The 20,295-nt window shown below is 40.9% G+C and carries 17 protein-coding genes; 2 read left to right on the top strand and 15 right to left on the bottom strand.

Features of this window, described 5'->3' with window-relative positions; all coding sequences use genetic code 11:
- Positions 1-11 precede the first annotated feature (11 nt).
- A complete protein-coding gene (locus BUB28_RS05275) occupies positions 12-1,037 on the top strand; it encodes a sugar kinase (protein ID WP_072949563.1) in 1,026 nt (341 codons plus the stop codon).
- 352 nt (positions 1,038-1,389) lie between these two features.
- On the opposite strand, the gene BUB28_RS05270 is transcribed toward BUB28_RS05275, so the two are convergent.
- From BUB28_RS05270 to BUB28_RS05210, 12 genes are all read right to left on the bottom strand, one after another.
- Positions 1,390-1,944 (bottom strand): hypothetical protein, encoded by a 555-nt coding sequence (locus BUB28_RS05270; protein ID WP_139277512.1) that lies wholly within the window; start codon positions 1,942-1,944, stop codon positions 1,390-1,392.
- A 53-nt stretch (positions 1,945-1,997) separates the two neighbouring features.
- Positions 1,998-2,822, bottom strand: a complete 825-nt coding sequence (locus tag BUB28_RS05265; protein ID WP_072949560.1) for a hypothetical protein — start codon at positions 2,820-2,822, stop codon at positions 1,998-2,000.
- A 71-nt stretch (positions 2,823-2,893) separates the two neighbouring features.
- Entirely contained in the window at positions 2,894-3,859 is a 966-nt protein-coding gene (locus BUB28_RS16455; RefSeq protein ID WP_175547798.1) for a nitroreductase family protein, read from the bottom strand.
- A 382-nt stretch (positions 3,860-4,241) separates the two neighbouring features.
- On the bottom strand, positions 4,242-6,794 hold the full coding sequence (locus BUB28_RS17355; protein ID WP_139277511.1) for a dockerin type I repeat-containing protein: 2,553 nt from the start codon (positions 6,792-6,794) through the stop codon (positions 4,242-4,244).
- A 204-nt stretch (positions 6,795-6,998) separates the two neighbouring features.
- Positions 6,999-7,673 carry a polysaccharide deacetylase family protein gene (locus tag BUB28_RS05245; RefSeq protein ID WP_072949558.1) on the bottom strand — a complete coding sequence of 225 codons (675 nt, stop codon included), beginning with the start codon at positions 7,671-7,673 and terminating at the stop codon, positions 6,999-7,001.
- A gap of 41 nt (positions 7,674-7,714) precedes the next feature.
- Positions 7,715-9,970 carry a glycoside hydrolase family 11 protein gene (locus BUB28_RS05240; RefSeq protein ID WP_072949556.1) on the bottom strand — a complete coding sequence of 752 codons (2,256 nt, stop codon included), beginning with the start codon at positions 9,968-9,970 and terminating at the stop codon, positions 7,715-7,717.
- Between the two features lie 309 nt (positions 9,971-10,279).
- Positions 10,280-10,555, bottom strand: coding sequence for an amidohydrolase family protein (locus BUB28_RS05235; RefSeq protein ID WP_072949555.1), 276 nt, complete (start codon positions 10,553-10,555; stop codon positions 10,280-10,282).
- A gap of 335 nt (positions 10,556-10,890) precedes the next feature.
- Entirely contained in the window at positions 10,891-11,529 is a 639-nt protein-coding gene (locus BUB28_RS05230) for a potassium channel family protein (protein WP_072949553.1), read from the bottom strand.
- 24 nt (positions 11,530-11,553) lie between these two features.
- Complete coding sequence (locus BUB28_RS05225; RefSeq protein WP_072949552.1) at positions 11,554-12,894, bottom strand: TrkH family potassium uptake protein; 1,341 nt, start codon at positions 12,892-12,894, stop codon at positions 11,554-11,556.
- Positions 12,895-13,078: 184 nt separating this feature from the next.
- A complete protein-coding gene (locus BUB28_RS05220) occupies positions 13,079-13,888 on the bottom strand; it encodes an MBL fold metallo-hydrolase (protein WP_072949550.1) in 810 nt (269 codons plus the stop codon).
- On the bottom strand, positions 13,888-14,601 hold the full coding sequence (locus tag BUB28_RS05215) for a DUF134 domain-containing protein (RefSeq protein ID WP_072949548.1): 714 nt from the start codon (positions 14,599-14,601) through the stop codon (positions 13,888-13,890). Before BUB28_RS05215 ends, BUB28_RS05220 begins: the two co-directional genes overlap by 1 nt.
- 126 nt (positions 14,602-14,727) lie before the next feature.
- Positions 14,728-15,462, bottom strand: coding sequence for an MATE family efflux transporter (locus BUB28_RS05210; protein ID WP_081373407.1), 735 nt, complete (start codon positions 15,460-15,462; stop codon positions 14,728-14,730).
- Between the two features lie 702 nt (positions 15,463-16,164).
- Here BUB28_RS05210 and BUB28_RS05205 point away from each other — a divergent pair.
- Complete coding sequence (locus BUB28_RS05205; RefSeq protein WP_072949547.1) at positions 16,165-18,663, top strand: CotH kinase family protein; 2,499 nt, start codon at positions 16,165-16,167, stop codon at positions 18,661-18,663.
- Here BUB28_RS05205 and BUB28_RS05200 read toward each other — a convergent pair.
- The 3 genes from BUB28_RS05200 to BUB28_RS05190 form a co-directional block, all read right to left on the bottom strand.
- The gene (locus tag BUB28_RS05200; protein WP_072949545.1) at positions 18,660-19,034 is read right to left on the bottom strand and encodes a ribosome small subunit-dependent GTPase A; all 375 of its coding nucleotides are present in this window, start codon (positions 19,032-19,034) and stop codon (positions 18,660-18,662) included. The genes BUB28_RS05205 and BUB28_RS05200 overlap by 4 nt on opposite strands.
- 17 nt (positions 19,035-19,051) lie before the next feature.
- On the bottom strand, positions 19,052-19,669 hold the full coding sequence (locus BUB28_RS05195) for a helix-turn-helix domain-containing protein (protein ID WP_072948255.1): 618 nt from the start codon (positions 19,667-19,669) through the stop codon (positions 19,052-19,054).
- A gap of 17 nt (positions 19,670-19,686) precedes the next feature.
- Positions 19,687-20,295, bottom strand: a 609-nt coding sequence (locus BUB28_RS05190) for a phosphatase PAP2 family protein (protein ID WP_242939937.1), incomplete at its 5' end; no start/stop codon positions are given.

Below are 20,295 nucleotides of genomic sequence, written 5' to 3'. Positions count from 1 at the left end.
GGAGAAATACGATGAAGATTGTAACTTTTGGAGAACTTCTTTTACGACTTGCTGCACCTGGATATACAAAATTGTTACAGAAAGATAGTTTTGACGCTACTTTTTGTGGCAGCGAAGCAAATGTTGCCGTATCGCTTGCAAATTTTGGAGTCAATGCCTCTTTCGTAACAAAGCTGCCTGATAATGATGTCGGGATTGCGGCGGTCAGGTCCTTAAACTATTTCGGAGTTGATACATCTGATATAGTTTACGGCAATGGCAGAATGGGACTGTATTATCTTGAAAAAGGAGCATCTCAGCGCCCTTCAAAAGTGATATATGACAGAGAATATTCTGCGATAGCACTTTCTAAAAGAAGTGAATTTGACTGGGATAGATTATTTAATGAAGCTAAGTGGTTTCATTGGACCGGAATAACTCCTGCTCTTTCTGATGAACTTGCAGAGATATGTCTTGAAGCTTGCAAAATCGCTAAGAATAAGGGATTAACAGTTTCTTGTGACCTTAATTATAGAAAAAAATTATGGACCAGTGATAAAGCAAAAGAAATTATGTCGAAGCTTATGCCTTATGTTGATTTATGTATCGCGAATGAAGAAGATGCTGACAAAGTACTTAGTATCAAAGCTGAAAAAACAAATATTGAAAATGGTATCATCAATAATGAAGCTTATGAACAAGTTGCAAAAGAAATTTGTAGATCTTATGGGTGTAAATATGTTGCCTTTACTTTAAGAAGAAGCTATTCAGCAAGTATGAATGGTTGGAGTGGAATGCTTTATTGTAAAGATCAGGATACTGCATTTTATTCAAATGAATATAATATACAAATCGTTGACAGAGTTGGTGGTGGAGATAGTTTTTCAGGTGCATTGATTTATAGCCTCCTCTCTGATTTTGATAATCAGCAGTGTATTGACTTTGCTGTTGCAGCAAGTTGTTTAAAGCATTCTATTGAGGGCGATTATAATAGAGTTACAGTTCAAGATGTTGAAAGCCTTATTAACAATGGTGGTAACGGGAGAGTTCAACGTTAAATACATATAAGAAATCGTTTGTCTTTTATCCACATGGATAGACTTAAACGGAAGCAAGGTCCTTATCAAGCTTGAACATAAAGGACTTCTGCTGTTCATTTTTCGGTACATTTACTATTTCATTGAAGTATTCTTTGTAATGCTCACAATTATCTGCGGACAGAAAGCCTGCAAAGTAAGGTTCGGCAAGGAGGATATCCCATAACTGAATATAAGAACTAAGGCAGCCGGTTAAGTGTAGGCTGCCTTTTTAGTTTGAATTGTTTTTTGTTGGATGACCATTTTTATGTAATGACATTTTATTCTCTCTTTGAAGTTTAAAAGCTGTCAGCGAGAGAAATTTTATTGTTTATTACGTCTTCGGAAAGTATTTTCTTTGCTCTTTCAGGTTCTTCGAATAAAGGGCTGTGCGCGGAGTTTTCAAATGTGTAAAATCCTTTTTATCAGCCTTAACAAGGTCGAAATACTCTTTCTGAAGTTCATAATCTGTGGTCATGTCATATTTGCCTGTCAGTACATAAAAAGGTATGTCAAGCTGTTTTGTTACATCAACTGCTTTAAAATTTCCTGATGAAACTTCAGCTTTTGACACAAAGGACTTTCCGCGCCAGATATTCAGTCTTTCCTTCTGCGTGAAATCAGTCATTTTCAGAGTAGGGAAGAATATACCCGTAATAACGGAATCCATATTATGGAGTGTTCCCACACCATTTTCGTGCATAGCCTTATCGCGTGTCTTGGCAAAATATGTGTGCATTTTTTTACACGACATATCAATGTCATTATTTTCGCCGCTGAAAAGATCGTAATATTGCTCCATTTCGGAGACCATTTTTTTGTTGCCGTCTTTTTTGTACTGTTCAAGCATATAGTGATAGGCTTTTTTCTCTGATCTGACTTTATCCACGCTTATGCCCATAGCTATATATCAGTATTTTCTTAATGATCTTTTTTAGTTTTTTATTCATTACAGTACGTGAAAGGAACTCCACCGGAAGCGTATTCCTGTGAATCATACCAGTAAGCTTTATTATCAGCAGATTTGAATACTATCGTACCGCTGCCGTCCGTATAATTTATCGTATTGCTTATGTTTGAGCCGTCGCCTGCATAGCTGACGGATTCCTTTGTACAATTGTTGTATGTCACTGTAACTGCTTCATCAGTCGCTGTAACATTACCGCTCATTGTCCATACAGAAGTATCAGCAACGTTGTCGCTCCATGTTACCACTATCGAAGCCTGATCCATGCCGGTGCAGGAAACAAACATCTTATTACTGCCGTTAGAATAGTTGCCGATGAAATTCATCATTGGATTCTGCTGACCGTCCGTCTGGACTCTGTTATCCGGATAGCAGAACTGATAGCCGGAATAGTAAGTTACCGTATCAGGACCGTTTTCGGTCGTTACAGGCTCAACAACAACTACCCAGCACTTAAATCCTTCAAGGCTTGTTCCCTCTGTAACGCTGACGATTTTTGCACCCGATCCTGCCAATTCTTTTACGTTGCTGACAGCTGTTTCACGGTCTATGCCGATGCTTTCGGAATTGTTGTTGGCGGCAGTGCTTTCTTGTTCATTACTATTATCGGCACTGCCTTTTGAAGTCGTTTCTGTTGTTGTTGCCGTTGTTGATTGGGATTCGGCAGTGGTAGTAACTGCTTCGGCAACTGTTGTTGTAACTGAAGTTTTGCTCTCAGTTGCAGTAACTTTGCCGCTTTTTCCACAGCTTGTAAGTGCAGCTGCGAGCATAAGTAATGTGATAATATTTCTTCTTTTCAATGTTTATTTCCTCTTTCTTTCGGTTTGATTCTGTAATTAACCTTATATATCGCTTAGAACGCTGTCATGCTTTAATGGAAGTCCTTGTTCGACAAGCTGCTTTTCCCGAAGCCGTTAAACCATATTCTGCTTTCAAATGGCTTTTTAACTGCCTGGTGTGTTTTTTCGGCAGGTTTACCCACTGGTAAAATACATACGATACTGTAGTCGTCAGGTATACCCATATGAGCAGCGATCTTTCCTGCTATATCGTCATCATCGGTTATGTGACCTTCGTACCAGCAGCTCTCATAGCCAAGCGCTTTGATCGCTAACAGCATATTTTCGATAGCAGCACTATAGTCCTGTATATTATAGCATTTATCTCGATAAGCAAATATTCTTTGCGTAAGGACAAGAATAAAGGCGGGTGCAGTTTCAGCGATCGGTGGTTCGATCAGTAATTTTATTTCCTTCAACAGCACTGTATCATCAACTGCAATAAATGAAGCAGTCTGCTTGTTGCAGCCTGACGGTGCAGCTGCTCCTGCTTCAAGTATCTTCACCAGATCGGCTTTGGGAACGGGAGCGTTTATATATTTCCCGCGATAACTGGTCCTGTTCCTTATAATATCAAATATATCCATATTATTAGCTTGTGAATTACGCTGTGCAAGCAGATTTTTTTCTTTTTCAAAGAAAGCCGTTTTCAATTGTTCATATTCAGGATCAGTACAGACTTCTCTGCATTTCGGTTCAAATGATTTTGTTACAGCAAAACATTCTTTCATGTTATCACAAGGAAAATCGGAACATTCAGAGCAATTCCTGATAGCTTTTTCCTTACAGCACTTAATGACTCCATATCTGCACCAGTTCTCAGGTTTGCATCCGTTGCAGGATATTTCGCCATTGGAAACTAATCTGTCACGGTAGCCTATTTTTAGCCATAGTTCTGCTGTATGCCGTAATTCTTCTTCTGTTTTCTCATACGGAGCGGCGATATATCTCGGACAAGCCGAGCAATCGTTTCCGCAGGCTGAAATTATCTTATCCATAGAAATGCCCCCCGTTAAGTTTTTCCAGATATAGTGAATGTTTATCATTAATTATATCACATATCTGCTGTTTCTTCAAGATAAAAGGGAAGATGTATTGTAAACATTTTTCTTGTTCAGTGAAATACGGGAGCGATTAAATGTTTACGCTTGCCACATCTGATACCGAGAAATTTGCCGAGATAAAGGAATTATCCTGTATCGGTAATAGCAAAGCAGAATAAAAACTTCTGAAGATTTACGTTATAAAGCTGTATCTTCGTTTACTTAAAAAGCTCCCTGTGTTTTTGCACAGGGAGCTTTAAATAATAATTGTAAAACTTATAAGTGAACAATACGGTTAAGGTCGGAAGTTCATTTTGTATTCGTATTATATTTGCTGTTATCTTATTTCGCTTCCGCCCCATTCAACGACAGTAAAGCCTTTTCTTTCAAAGGTAGGCAGCTGCTGCGGTTCGATATCCACGGCATTTTCCAGCGGAACATATGTCATGAATATGCGGAGCAGGCTGTCAGGTGTTGGGGATATATTCAGTTTAGCAGAATTTGTATATGCCTCGCCCTGGAAGGAAATGAGATTATACTTGTTATGCTCCATTAACGGGAGCCAGTATACGATGAACTCGTTCATTTCATCTTCGGTCAGTCCCATGTATGTGAGCTTTTCCCTGAGGAAACTCTCTGTATCGCCGCCTGCAACGCAGAATCCCTTGGAGAGATCGTATCTTGTGTGGGAGTTCACTGCGTCCCAGAACAGATATCTGTGATGTGTACCGTCAGCCTTGTTCAGAAGCTTGCCGTCAGGGTAAGCTGTTACGTCCCAGCCGTTATTATACTTCGGATATGTTGTTGAGAGCTCTGCTTCTGTCAGTTCAAGTTCGATATGAACATCTGTCTCCTGTTCGGGGTATAGGTATATCACAGGCTTTTTTGCTACCATTTCATAGAATATCGTCGGAGTTATACCATCATCTTTTATGGTCTTTATCCAGCCATACTGTCCTCTGTACTCTGTGAATAACCATGTGTCATTGTTCTGCTGATAGCCCCATTCTCTAATACGGGTATTCGCCGGTATCGAAGCAATTTCCTGATAGCTTTCATTTGGTCCGAGATACAGTTTCACCTCGTCTTCCGCAACAATAAGTGGCATTCCGAACTCAATTTTTTCGTCAGGCTCAACATAAGAGGGTGGGAGAGTTGCGATGAGCTTTTTTCTCATCTTGATAAGGTCAAATATATCGAGCTTGTTGTCGCGGCAGAAATCAGCAGCTTTCCAGTTTGCAAGCTTTGCATCAGCTGTGCCGAGCAGCCATTTTTGCATTAACAGCACATCGCCGACACTTAATGAACCGTCTCCGTTTATATCACCGCTGGGCTTCCAGTTCATTCTGCAAGCTAACTCGATATTATCTGCATTTTCAGAGATGATCTCAAATTCCAGGAAATCATACCAGCCTGCATTTGTATCTGAGTGGAAGGAATAAGAGCATGATTTTTCATATACACAGTCCGAATCCACTGTACAGGGATTTGATTTGATATAGAATATCTCGCTTGTTGACTGTTCTCCTGATGTGCATTTCAGAAGGTAGATATTCTCATCTTCTTTTGGGATATCTATAAGTTCACCTGTGTCCTTGTCATAAAATGTGATCTTTGTTGTCTTTTTATTGATATTGCTGTTCTTTTTCAGCTTGAAAACGACATCAGCAGTATGGTTGTCATATTTTGTGACAGTCATATGATCTTCAGGCAAAATAGTTCCGTTATAGTAACCGGCGGACTTTTTATTTGTATCGGGCAGAGAATACCCAACAGGCAGATTATCAGTTTTTAAGCCAAAGGAGAAATTGAATTCACCGAAAAAATCTCCTAAACGTACAATTGCCGGATTGTTCCTGAATCCGACAGGCTGCATTTCGCAATAGACCTCGCCCTCGGGAGTGGTCTTGCTTATATCTGTCCATATGTAAGGCATCGTATCTTCATCGAATGTAAGCGGTTCGCCTGTGTCATAGTCAACAAGGGTGACTCTCATATCTCCTGAAAGCAATATAGTTTGTGCGTCATTTATAACCGCACAGTCAGCAGCAAGAGTTTTTTTGCCTTCGGCGCTGCTGGAATAGACTGCCGTGAAATCGTAGGATATCTTGTCATAACCGTCCTTGACTGCTTTGTACGCATAGATCGTATTGATCGCTCCGCCTTCAAGCGGAACGGAATACAGGGGACTGCAATCGCTTACTGTTTCAAGCTCAAAGCATTCTTTTCCCGTATCGTTCAGGATCCAGTTATAGGGAGTACCTGCGTTATGAGAAAGGCAGAACACAACATAATTATCCTTTACGGATAAATTGTCGTTCTTGTCTGTGTAATCCTGATATTCCTTCTCGCAATCGGGCAGCCAGCCATAGATATCGGTTTCGGTAATATCCATATCATTTTTTGCCGAGAAAGAATAGCGGGCGACAGCATGACCGTATTTAAGGTCCTTATCGCTTTCTTTTGCCCAAGTGTCGATGACTGCGATATCAAAATCTTCGGATTTCTGCGGATCGAATACAGCTATATCATAGTAATAAGAGCTTTGTTCCGAGCCGAAATTTGTATGCCGCAGTTCTTTTACCGATTTAGATGTTGACTGGACTTCGTAGCGCAGTATGCCCTGTGGTTCGCCTTCAGGGACTTTATCACGCTGTAATATGGATACGACGCATATGAGACCGTTGTCGATATGTGTTGCTCCGTAGGTGTTGCGGAACTCAATTGCCGATTCAAGATTATTAGGGATCCAATCAGGAAGCTTTGCAACAACTCCTGCACCTTCTGCAAACGCGGTGGAAGGAGTTGAAATATTGAAATCGTTTATTGAGAACTGGGTGGTTGCGGTTGCTGCTGCTATGATCGCAGCAGTAAGTTTTGCGAGTTTCATAATATTCACCTGCCATTCTTAAATTTTGAAGCATGAAAATGCTTATTTCGTCATAAACGATATATCTCTGAAAGCAAGAGATGATCGTATTATAAGTTTATATTGAGTTTAACGTATGAGAAGGTGAAATGTGCGGCAGAAAATCGTAAACTTTTTATGAATAAAAATAAATGCTATATGGTGTAGGGAGAAAATGCGTCCGATTCAAATATGTGTATTTAGCTGACCGTTTGCAAGCGCATTGCCGTGAGCCTTTGCCATATCGGAGATATTGACATTCTTGTAGCCGTTTAGGGCAAGCCATGGTAGAACTTCTTCCATAGCTGCTGCCGTTGAAGCATATGTCTCATGGCAAAGAACGATAGCGCCTTCAAGTGAACCGTCCTGAGCAGCCTTCTTGATCGTATTTACTATTTGTTCTGTTGTTGCGTTGTCCCAGTCGCGTGTATCTATCGCACAAGATATAAGCGGTATATCGCACAGGGCAGACAATACGTTTTCGTTAACGTCAAGATAGGGCGGCCTCATAATGTGTGAGGGCTCGGCAGAGATTATATTTCTGAGTTCGGTGTTGCACTGCTCCCACTGTTCCCTTATTTCATTTGTATCAAGCTTACTGAGATACGGATGTGAAATAGAGTGGTTGGCAACTTCCATGCCGTTTTTGTATGCGAACTTTACTTCTTCAATGCCGCCTGCGTTTTTTGTCCAGTCGCTGACATAAAAGAATGTAGCTGTCATTTTGTTTTTGATGAGAGCCTTGAGTATTCTCATTGAAGGATCAGTTGGAGCATTGCCTGCTGCACCGTCATCAAATGAGATAGCGCAGAGTTTTTTGTACGCCTGAATGTCCGTTTTATTATTTGTGTGTGGATCCATAAGGTGATCTGAGCCTTTCTTGAATTTATATTCGGAATAGATTATAATTCCCCGTAAACAGTTTTTTTCATTTCGATAAGGTCATATATATCCCATTTGAAGTCGTTATTGAGGTCGAAGTCTTTGCCTGCTAAGTCACATTCCTTGCCGAGGAGGAAGTTTTGGAACAGTTCAATGTCTTCCTGAGTAACTGTTTGAGGTTCGCCTTTTGTGATCTCATAGTCACAATTTTTGAATACGACTTCACCTTTTCCTGCACCGTTAAAAATAACATCGAGAGAGATACCTGTAACAGATCCTGTCTCATATCCTGCGTCTTTAAATGCTTTTGCATGGGCTGCAACGTCAATGTTGCTTCGTATATTTTCATGGTTCTTGACTTTATCCTTGCAAACACTGTAATAAGTCATGGTATTGTATGTACCGTTGATAGTGTGTTCTTTATTTATATAATTGCTGATATACAGCTCATAAGGTACGCCGTATAATTCAAATTCGCCCACCTTTTTTGCATTTGATATACTGCGGTCCTGACTTGAATAATCATAAATGCAAAGATTTATATTTGTGTAATTATCCTCGGTAGCCATATAGACGTTTCCGTTGATATAATAATCACATTCTGTGCTGACATCGGCATCATATATTATATTTAATCCGTCATTTTTATTGATGTATATTTTTTGACCGTCAGGGAAGACCTTTGTTCTTCTGTTGGTTGAACAAACAGGCTTGGCGTGGTCGCAGCTGAATATGAATGTGCCGTCTTCTTTAAGGATACAGGTATCGTTAGGATAATATGAATATCCTTCTTTTTCATATTTTGAATCCTGAATTCCCAGTATCACATCATTCTTATCCTGCGGGGACTTGATACTGATGTCGACATCTCCGAGAATAAACTCTCCTTTACCCTTGCCGAATGATTCTGCAAAGGACGAAACTTCGTATAAAGTGTGCCTTTTAAGGCCTGCTTTTTCCCATGCTTGAAAATGCTTGATGAGATCAACTTCGCCGTTTCCCTCATATACATTTTTATTATATACCTGCTGTGATACGCTCCAGTACCTTTCTATTAAAGGGGCGTCAAAAGCCAGCGGCATAGCGTATCCCTTGTATATGTCATATTTGACACCGTCTATAGTGACTGTTTCAACATACTTTGCATCTCCGAGAAAATCGTCAGAGTTTCTGAACTGGACAACATAAAACTCAACAAAATCGTTTTTGAGCCAGCCGTAAACGCCTGCTGCGTAATTATCCTTTGCCTTTATGGTAGTTTTATAATTGATACTGAGATTATCGTACTCATCATATGTTAAGCCCTTTTCTTTGATGATACCTTTTTTGAAAAGGCAATCCGAATACTGGTTGGTATTGTCATAGATACATTCAGCACTTCCGTCACTGTTGAACGTCATTTTTCCGTTTGAGATACTGTCGTCCTGCCAGAAAGAATATCTGAGTCCGTCATAGTAAACGTAATCCAAAGAATTGCTGTTAGGCACGGTAATTCTTTCAGGCGGCTGAATAATATTGATATTGTTTCTGTTCACTTTTATGCTGCCTTTTTCACCGAGCCCCTCAATATACATAATGGCAGTATGAGTATCATGAAGTTTATAGCCCTCCATATTCAATGCTTTGAATATGCCTTTTATATCAATATCTCCGCTGATCTTCTTTTCAGCAGCAAGCTTGTCGGAACGCAGTACATATATTGTACGGAGTTCAAATCCATAGCAAGGAAGCGAGCAGTTATATACATTATAGCTCACACCATTGACTTCTATAGTCTGAGTTATCTCATGGCTGCTGTATTCCTCACCTGAGTATGCTTCAAGTACGCGTACCTCTGTCTGCGGTGAATCTATTTCATTTGAGCAAACGAAAGAAGCTCCGAAACCGTAATCGTCTTCGCAGTTTATTTCGGCAGAATACTCCATTGAATATCTCTTGTAATTATCAAAATTTATCCTGTCGTTTTTGCCGATAAGATATTCAGCACGCTTTGTTCCGTTCCATGAACATTCAAAGGAAAGGTCTGAATTATTAAGGTCAAGCGATAATTCGCCGTTATCATCTTTTCCTTTCCATATGTTGTAGTTTTCACCATTATCAGGACCGATAATATGCTCGGTTAAAGCTTCTTTTTCTGTCTCAAGTCCGACTGTTTGCTTTTCAGCGGCAGACATATTTGTATTTCCGACAGCGTGGATATGAAATACAGTCATTGACGCAGCAGTAACTAAGCAGGCTGTCAGTGCGGATAAAAAGTGTTTTTTTGTGTTGTTCAATTCAAATCCCTCCTAAATCATAAAAGTTCCCGATATCAATATTATAGTTTATTTTTTTGCGTGATATCAAGTCTTTTATTGCGGCATTATGCATAAAACGAGTCGGATACGTCAAAATTTCTGTACACATATAAGGTGAGGCGGAAAGAGATGCTTTAAAGACAAAATAGTTCTGAATATGCTATTTTAGTGATAGATAATCTGAAAAAGGTCTCCCGTTAACGGGAGACCTTTTTGTGCTGTTTGGTTTAATAACTTGTTACTTAGAGTATTTTGCCTCAAGAACTGACAGCTTGTCTTCATATTTTTTCAAAATAGTCTCTTTGTCATTTTTATTGAGGAAACTGTATGTGATACTGTTTTTACAATTCCTTTTATAGTTTCATAATCAAGATCGTATCTATAAGCAGCAAGGGCATATTCCTCCGTAATAGATGTTCGCAGTATTCCGGGATCATCGGTAGATATTATTATCGGAACCCCGCTTTCCTTATAAATAGTAAACGGGTGAGAATCGCCCTTAACACCGAGTATGAACTCGTTGCTTGTGAGATTTATCTCTATGGGGATATTATTCTCCTTCATATGCTTCTCATAATAAACTTCCGTATTAAATAGATATAATTATTTTTATTTGCAGCGTATGCATAATAGACAAGAACATCTGAAGCTTCTGTCGCCTCAACACATTATAACTATTAACATCTGCTGCAATCATTTGCTTGATTCTTAGACAACTAAAAACTAATTTTGTCTCACCCTTTTTCAAAAAATTTTTTGTGGGTATAATTATTGGGATTATGTAGAATCAGTTTGAGACAAATCACATCTTTATTTTTTCTCAGAAAAAATTTACCGAAAATAAAAAGCCCTGCAAATAATGCAGGGCTCTTTTGGAAAATTTTATTGACGGTTTTATGTCAGAATGTTTTTTGTATATCCTTCATATTGCCAAGAAGAAGTATTGCATCGTCAATTGATAGCATCATATCCGGCATGGGAACAACAAGCTGATTTGATTTGCGGACAGCTATGATATTCAAATGATGCTTTTTGCGTATATCAAGTTCAGCAATTGTTCTTTCATTCCATGCCTTAGGCACACGGACCTCATAGATATTTATGTCGTGGTCTAACTGGAACACATCAAGAATATCGTCTGAAGCCTCCTTTGTTGCAAGACGGATAGCCGTTTGCTTTTCAGGATAAACTGTTTCATCTGCTCCGTTGCGAAGCAGGAATTTCTCCTGAACGTCATTCTGCGCACGGGATATTACCTTTCGAGCTCCGAGTTCCTTGAGAAGAGCTGTAGTTTCAAGCGAATCCTGAAAGCTGTCGCTTATAGTAACGATACACACGTCATAGTCAGGTATTCCCAATGAACGCATAAAATCTGCATTTGTGCTGTCGCCTATCTGAGCATTGGTAACAAGCGGCAGTATAGTGTTGATGCGTTCTTCCTCGCTGTCTACCACCATTATCTCACAACGTGATTCCGCCATGCGTCTTGCTATATGTATACCGAACTGACCTGCGCCTATTATTAAAACTGATTTCATGGTTATTTCTCCTTTTATTGTTTATTATCCGACTGTTATCTTTTCCTGCGGGAGTCTTGATGTCTCACTGCTTGATGAAAATGCAGCATATATCAGTGTCAGTCCTCCGACTCTTCCTGCAAACATCAGGATCATGAGTATGATATGAGAGGACAACGAAAGGGATGTAGTTATTCCAAGTGTCAATCCTGCTGTTCCGAGTGCAGAACCTGTTTCAAATAGGCAGCTTATCAGCGGCAGCGACTCTATCATAGAAATTGCTATTCCCGTTGACATGAAAAGCGTTAAGTACATAAACAGTATCGCACCTGCTGTTCGGATCGTATCTTCAGGAATACGCCGCTTAAAGCACTCGATGTCATTCTTTCGGCGGAACACGCTCAGTGCAGCAAGGAAAAGCACGGCAACCGTCGAAGTTTTCATACCGCCTGCGGTAGAACCCGAACAACCTCCTATGAGCATGAGTACCGTCATTACCATTGCAGCAGGTTCGCTCATTTTAGAAAAATCCGATGTATTGAAACCTGCTGTTCTTGCCGTGACCGACTGAAAAAATGAGTGAAGTATACGTTCCTTGATAGGTTCGTTTGAGTATTCCGAGCAAAAGAAAAAAATCGCAGGCAGAATTATAAGCAGTCCCGATGTAACGATTACGACCTTGGTCTGAAGGCGGTATTTCTTGAAGTGAAACTTATACTGTACAATATCGTCCCAAGTGAGGAAACCGATACCGCCAATTATTATAAGCAGCATAATTACAGTATTGGCATAAGCGTTGCTGCCTAAAGTTGTAAGCGATGAGAATTTCTCTTTTACGCCCATAAGGTCGAAGCCTGCATTACAGAACGCCGAAACGGAGTGAAAGACAGAGTACCATATGCTCTTTACCGCACCGAACTCACGGAAGAATACAGGATAAAGCAGCACTGCACCGGTAAGCTCTATAGCCGCGGTCATTTTCAGTATAAATTTTGTGAGCTGAAGTATTCCGCCAACATGAGGAGCTGAAATAGAGTCCTGCATCATGCCTCGGAACCACAGCCCAACTTTTTTTCCGGATAGTCGCGTTATCATTAGTCCTATGGTAATAACTCCCATACCGCCTATCTGAATAAGGGTCAGTATGACCGCCTGTCCGAAGAACGACCAGTGTGTAGCAGTATCACGGACAACCAGACCTGTTACGCATGATGCTGATATTGCCGTGAAAAGCGTGTCCTTGAACGGCGTAATACTTCGGTCCTGTGATGATATCGGAAGCATAAGCAGAAGTGCTCCGCTTAGTATCAGTATTACGAATCCAAGGCTTATAGTACGGAATGAATTACGGTTGTGTAGTCCGTTTTGTGTTTTATCTTTTTTCATACGAATTCTCCAACTAAAAAATCAAATAGATATATTTTATTATATCATTATTTTGGTGATATTGCAATATTATAATTTATAAGCTGTAATCTGCCATATATCTACAAATCATAGCATGGGCCGAAAAAATTGCAAGTACATTCATCAAAAACGGGAACAGCTTGAAACTGTTCCCGTTTTAGTTTTATATAACTTGTTCGCCGCTGTGCAGTGCGATGAGCTTTCCGCCCAATATTTTCTTCATCAGTTCAAAGGCAGGCTCACCCGTACAATGTCCGCTGTAAAAAACAGTGTTCATTTTTGCAAGCTCACGAGCTGTCTGAACGATGACAGTCTTTTCGTCCTCGGTGTGCTCGCCCTCGCGCTTCATCATGTGGAATCCGCTGAGAACGCAGTCGGGCTCACCGCCGAAAATCTCCCTGTAACGGTCAAGAATGTTGAGTATTCCGTTATGAGCGCAGCCCGACAGCAGCCAGTGCTTGCCGTTCTGTGTGATGACAAGGCATTGTTCGTGGGCGAAATCGTCCTCTGCTTTCTCGCCGCTGCGCATACAGGAAAGCTTTCTGTTGCCCTGAGGGTAGCACCTTCTGCCTGTAATTCCGCTGAACAGGAACAGCTCATCGTCAAGCCTTAGATCGCCGTCTATGAGTTGAACGTTCGGCAGTTTCAGGATATCCGTATCAATTCCGATATAGCGTTCGCCGTTGTAATGTGGTTCTGCTGCGGACCTCTGCATGATTATCTCTGCATTGGGATTAAGCTTTGCAAAGGGCAGGATACCGCCCGAGTGGTCGTAATGACCGTGACTGAGTATGGCTGTATCAACAGCGGTCAGATCAACGCCGAGAGCTTCCGCATTTTTCACAACTGCGTCAGTCTGTCCCGTATCGAGCAGGAGTTTGTGCTTTTCAGTCTCGATATATATACTGAGGCCGTGCTCTGCGATACAGCTTTCGCTTGCGGAAGTATTCTCGACAAGTGTTAATATCTTCATCAGTGATTACCGCAGGAGTGACTGCCGCAGGAATGACTTTCGCCGTGTTCGTGATGGTGATCGCAGGTTGGATTTGAGTTCTGAGCAAGATCGTTTGCAAGGAAAGCAGCAACTGCTTCGTCAGCACTTCCAATATTGCCGCCGTAGAGAGCGATACCAGCCTCCTGCATAGCCATCTGAGCGCCTCCGCCGATACCACCGCAGATAAGCACGTCAGCCTGTGCATTCTTGAGGAAACCTGCAAGAGCACCGTGACCTGTGCCGTTTGTGCCTACGACCTGCTCGTTTATTATCTTTCCGTCGGCGATATCATAGAGCTTGAACTGCTCTGTTCTGCCGAAATGCTGGAATATCTGTCCGTTTTCATAGGTAACTGCAATTCTCATGATTTTGCTTCCTTTCTGAGTTATCTCCTCTGAGATAGTGTTGTCAAGTGTGTAATTTCCGCCCGAAATGACGATGCGTCTGCCCTCCACCAATGCAGCAGCGAGTTTCTTTCTTGCGCTGTCGTATATTGCCGTAACAGTAGTCCTTGCGACGTTCATCTCGGCGGCGCATTGCTCCTGAGTTTTGGCCTGATGATCTATCAGACGTATGGTCTCAAACTCGTCAAGTGACATTGTTACCGTATCGTTTGCGGTATCCTGATCGGGGGCAAAGCTCCAGTAATCGGGGTAACAGCATATACGGCGGGACTTCTGAGGTCTTGGCATAGGCGATCTCCTTTCTGACTTATGTCAATTATATCACTGTTTCTGACTTATGTCAAGTATAAACGCATAATTTTAAAAACCAATATTATCTATAATGACACAGCTATTTCTTAAAATCATTTTTAATTAAAGTGCCGTCTTATCATAAGTCCTGTCATGTTCGATGTCATCTTTTGACCTGAAGTAAAAATACGCTGCGAAACACATTGCTATCTGCAATACCGTTGAGCATGGTATTGACATTCCGATGAGGAACAGGGAATTATGTCCTATTTTTTGCATCAGAAAAGCAAAAGGTATTCTGACAAGGAATGCTCCGCAAATGCCTTGTAACATAACGAACTTAGTCTTTTCGATGCCGTTATAATAGCCGATAAAGCAAAACAGGAAGCAGGTATTGAGACAGTCTATAGCATAAGCTTTCAGGTAATCCCATGCCGCTTTAACTGTATCTGCTTCGGGTGAAAAGATGCCTGCAAGGAGGTCTCCGCGGAAGAATGTGATAAAAAACATTGCAATTCCGAACGCAAATGAAACGGCAATACCTGTTTTCAGAGCAGTTTTCGCTCTTTTCATCTGTCCTGCTCCGTAGTTCTGAGCAACGAATGCGGTCATTGACTGCATGAAGGAAAGTGGGACGAGCATGATAAATACGCATACCTTTTCGGCAACGCCCACTCCGGCAGATGCCGTAACACCGAGCTTGTTTACAATGGCAAGCAGAACGAGGAAGGAGATGCCCACAAGGAAATCCTGCAAGGCGATCGGTGTTCCGATCCTGATGATGGTTGACGCATAGTTTTTCTCAAGAGTTACATAACTTTTATTAAATTCAAACGGTAATTTGGTACGACGTATCATAAGCAATATGATGTGTCCGGAACAACAATGGAAAATTCCGCGAAATAACGTGAAATCGATGGGACATAAGATAGTGTATACATACTATATGCAGATTGGAATATAAATAGTGAAGTTAAATGGTTTATTTATGTATGCTAAAATAAAACTGAGCCAAATATGGCACAAATGATAATAAAAAAGTGAGCCACTAATAATAATAATCCTGTATAATAAGAGAAAGAGCTTGTGTACAGGAGGAACAAGGAGTGGCAATAGCAATGGAGATCTATGAAAAGATCAGATATTACAGCAGTCAGAGAAGTAATATCTCCGGCTGCTGTTTTTTTGTATAACATAACAAAAAAACGCAGAAGTATTGACATTGTTTACAAAAAATCTTTATATATATTGATTTATCATGTTATAATACAGCTGTAAAGATTCTTTTATATTTAACAAAATCAAAGCGGCCATTATTAAATATATTGAGTTAGTTGTGTACTATTTGCTTGCCGATTACAAATCTGTAATTATCCGCATTCGGGAGAAAAAATATGCTACAATGACTTTGTCATTAGAAAAAAGGACATAAATGCTTCCAATAAAACATAAAACAGAAGCAAATATATCTGCATAGGGGGATTGATGATATGTTGTAGCAATGATTTTATGAAATGCACAGATAAAAAAACGGCTTAAATTTAAAAGGAGGAATTGAAATTGTCTAATCGAAGAATACTCAAAAAAATGTTCAGCTTTACCACAGCAGCTCTTACCTGTACAAATCTTATGTTCGCAGGTAATTGCGGTCAGCTCTTTTCACAGGAAGGTTTTACAGTATTTGCAGCAGAAACAGAAAATACTGGGATAAGTATCGACAAAACTTACTTGAAGGTCGGAGAGGCTTTGAAGATCAATAATCCGACAGGAAGCATGATAAGATGCCTTGCGGACGGCAGCGAGGTCGATCCTGAGAGCTTTGTTCTTACAGAAGAATTCTATGAGAAGTGGATAGAAGTTCAGGAATTTGACGGTGAAGGATACGAAACAGTGGACAAGGTATACTTCAGCAAGCTTCCCGTTATTTATATCAATACAGATGACGGTCAGGTCCCTGCATTTAAAAAGGACGCCAAGAGCGGCGAAATGTTCATACAGAACAACGAAGATACAGCAGAGCCGATTTACAACGGCAAAATGACTATGCAAGGCCGCGGCAATACTACATGGGGTTGGGAAAAGAAGCCATATAAGATAAAGCTCGATAAAAAGACCGACTTTTACGGTATGGGTAAGAGCAAAAAATGGTGCCTGCTTGCAAATTATCAGGACGAAAGCCTTCTGAGAAATACGACTGCTTCAAAGCTTTCCAAGGAGCTCGGTCTCACCACTATGGAGACAGTCTGGACAGATGTAGTCATAAACGGTGAATACGTCGGAAACTATCAGCTCTGCGAGCAGGTAGGCATTGAAGAAGCAAGAGTGGATATATTTGACTGGGAGGGCGAAGCTAAGGACGCCGCTTCTGCTATCGCTAAAAAGGAAAAGATAAAGGGTGACAAAAAAGACGAGCTTACAGATATGATGACAGAGGATATGTCATGGATAAAAGAAGGCGGTACAGTTACTTTTGACGGAAAAGAATATCTGGTATCGGACTATTATGACTTTGAAAGCGACATTTCGGGCGGTTACCTTTTTGAGTCCTCTGAGGAATACGACGAGGAATCAAAATTCATGACAGATTCGGGACTTAAAGTAATGCTCAAATCTCCCGAATTTCTTGCCTCAAACGACGCAATGATGAGCTATGTTCAGGATTACTGGCAGAATTTTGAAAACGCCTATCGTTCCGAGGACGGATATACCGAGATAGACGGCAAGATGACTCATTACACCGAGCTTGCTGATTTTGATTCAATGGTATCCTATTGGCTGCTTATGGAGATAATGGGAAATGACGATTCGCGCTACAAGAGCAGATATATCTATAAACCGCATGATTCTCTCCTTAAATTCGGGCCTCCATGGGACTTTGACACAGGCGCAGGTTCAATAATCGTAAGTCAGGAAATAAGCAGTAATGCAACAGGCTGGAAGGTATCGCAGTTTGAGGATCCGCAGAATTTCTACAGAGAGTTCCTTGATGATCCGCTGTTTATTTCGGCAGCAACCGACAGATACTGGCAGATAAGGCCTTACCTTGAAGATGTTATAAAGGAAAACGGCGCACTTGAAAGAGACAGCGAATATCTTTACGAATCAGGTATGGCTGACAGTGCGCTCTGGGACAGAAATAATCAGTGGCCCGGTTACGGCAGAGGCTATATAGCCGACAGAGACTTATTCATATCGTATATGCGCGAAAGGATAGCGTGGCTTGACGAGCAGTTCAGCTCGGATGACGCATTGCTTGCAAGCACATATAACGAAAACAGCGCTTCACCGTATATCAGATCGGATGCAGTGAATATCTCGACACCAAATGCTGTTGATGATACGATATCAGCAAGTGCTCCTGCCGATGCTGTTATCAAGCCCGAAAAAGACCTTATCATGCAGATAGCCGTAAATGATCCGCAGACAACAAGTCTGAAAGTATATGTAAACGGTTTGTACTATGATACTTTTGCACTGTCAAACGGTTCTGTAAGATTTGAGCTTCCTGCCGATAAGTTAAGTCAGGCAGCAGAAAAGAAAAACGTGATATCCTTTATCGGAAAAGACAAGGATAATAATACTACAGTCAGAAACTTCACTACTGTAAAACAAAGCGAGTACGCTGCTGAACCCGTTCCTGAATTCAAGTCGCAGAGTATTGTTCTGAGCAGACAGATCAGCTTTAATTTCTACCTTGACATTACTTCTCTTACAGAAGAAGAAAAGAATAACAGCTATATGGAATTCAATATCAATGGCAAAACATACACAGATGCCTTTGACGCTGATTTTATGAGCTGTGACGAAAAATATTATGGCTTTACTTGTTCTCCCGATTCATTTGCAATATCCAACAGGATAACTGCGGTATATCATTACGGGGACAATAAGACCATAACAAATACGTTCTCGGTTTCCGATTATATAAATACGATAATAAGGAACACATATAACAGGTACAATGAGAGAATAATTTCTATTATCCGTTCATTGCTTGGTTTAAGGAACTATTTCTGTCCGCCGCGCCAGAATAATAGTATTTTCAGAACATGGTACTAAAATGATGTAAAAAGATGGAGCCGCTTTTGCGGCTCCATTATCATCAAAAAAGCTTTTGCGGCAACTACCTGTTCAGTATTTGATTTTCCTGCAGCTTTACGGATAAATACGCTTGTTCTCGGAAGAACATTGTGTATCACTGCTCTGTCTCCGCCAGTTATATCAGCCATAACATAATCGCCTACGGCAGGGAAATCAGATACAGTTTTGACGTCGTATCTGAATTTGCCCGATACCTGTGCCTGCATCATCCCGTCTTTATGTATGACATGGTAAAGCTCTTTTTCCTGCAAAACTATACGGCACACTGTAAGATCAGGATATTCTGCACTGTATGCCTCATATACAGGCGGTAAGCTCTCTAATTTCATTTTTATCTCCTATCTGTTCAGTGCTCGCTTTTCGGAACTTTGAAAAGCATTATCCCCTTAACTATAAGCAGCAGAAACGCTACTGTTGCCGCATAGGGTATTCTTGCCATGGTCAGGAATAAAACCGCGATAATGCTAAGTACAAGCGATGCCACTGTAACAGTACTTCTACCATTTTCTATGTTTCTGTAATTCATAAACAGCTTCACTGCACCAATGATGATAAGAGCGGCAAACAGTCCCCAGCAGACACAGCTTATCCCGAAGGAAATATTCGTGTAATCAAACAGGGCAACTGCCGAGACTGTCTCTCCTGTCTTTTTCGGATAAAGCGGCAGGAGAATAAGCATAATGCTCATTATATCTACTATGCCTATCAGCAGATCTATCATTTTCCCGATATTTGAGCGGTTCTCGTCTTTTGCTGCGGTAAGGAGTTCCTCCGATGACAGAAGCTCATCTATGGTCACAGAAAAGAACTTTGATATCTCTTTCAGCGAATCAATATTCGGATAACCCTTTCCCGATTCCCATTTCGATATAGCTGTACGTGAAACATAGAGCTCCATTGCAAGCTCCTCCTGAGTTAAGCCTTTTTTCTTTCTTAATTCCTGCAATTTCTCGTGAAATTCCATTTTCATTTCTCCGTTAGTTATTTTTTGTCAGTGAGTCGGACAGCACCTTGATATATGAGATAAAGTCCCAAGCTCAGCAAAACAGAGCCTGCTATATCCGTCAGCCAGTGTACTCCTGCAACAGTTCGTCCCACCACCATAAACGCCGTGAATAAGACCGTAAACGCATAAATACCGTATCTGACTTTAGTATTCCTTATCCTGCGATGCACCTGAAAAGCCAACGTAGGCATTACGCTCATAACAAGGAGCGTTGTTGACGACGGGTAAGAAGCCTCCATACGTCCTTCTATAAGTATCGGTCGGTAGTTTACAGGTATCATCTCAAATATGAGATAACCGAATATCACAAGGATATAGTAAATACCAAGCAGGATAATATCCTTATCAACTTTAAGAAGACTTCTCCGCTTTATAAGCTGGACAAGACCGACAACTCCGAATATCATACAGATAAAGATCGGCACAAGTCCAAGCCAGTCGGTGACAGTATACACCCACATATGAACGCCTGTCATTTTATGGAACCACACGTTCAGACCTGCAAAACCGATGTCGGTTCCGTTCTGTCCCACTGCCTGAACATCAACCGTCTGTATCAGTACAGTCCAGACTGCAAACAGTAT

The sequence above is a fragment of the Ruminococcus flavefaciens genome (assembly GCF_900143025.1).
Lineage (GTDB): Bacteria > Bacillota > Clostridia > Oscillospirales > Ruminococcaceae > Ruminococcus > Ruminococcus flavefaciens_I.
Note: the sequence above shows the minus strand (reverse complement) of the source record. Positions and strands in the feature narration are given on the sequence as shown.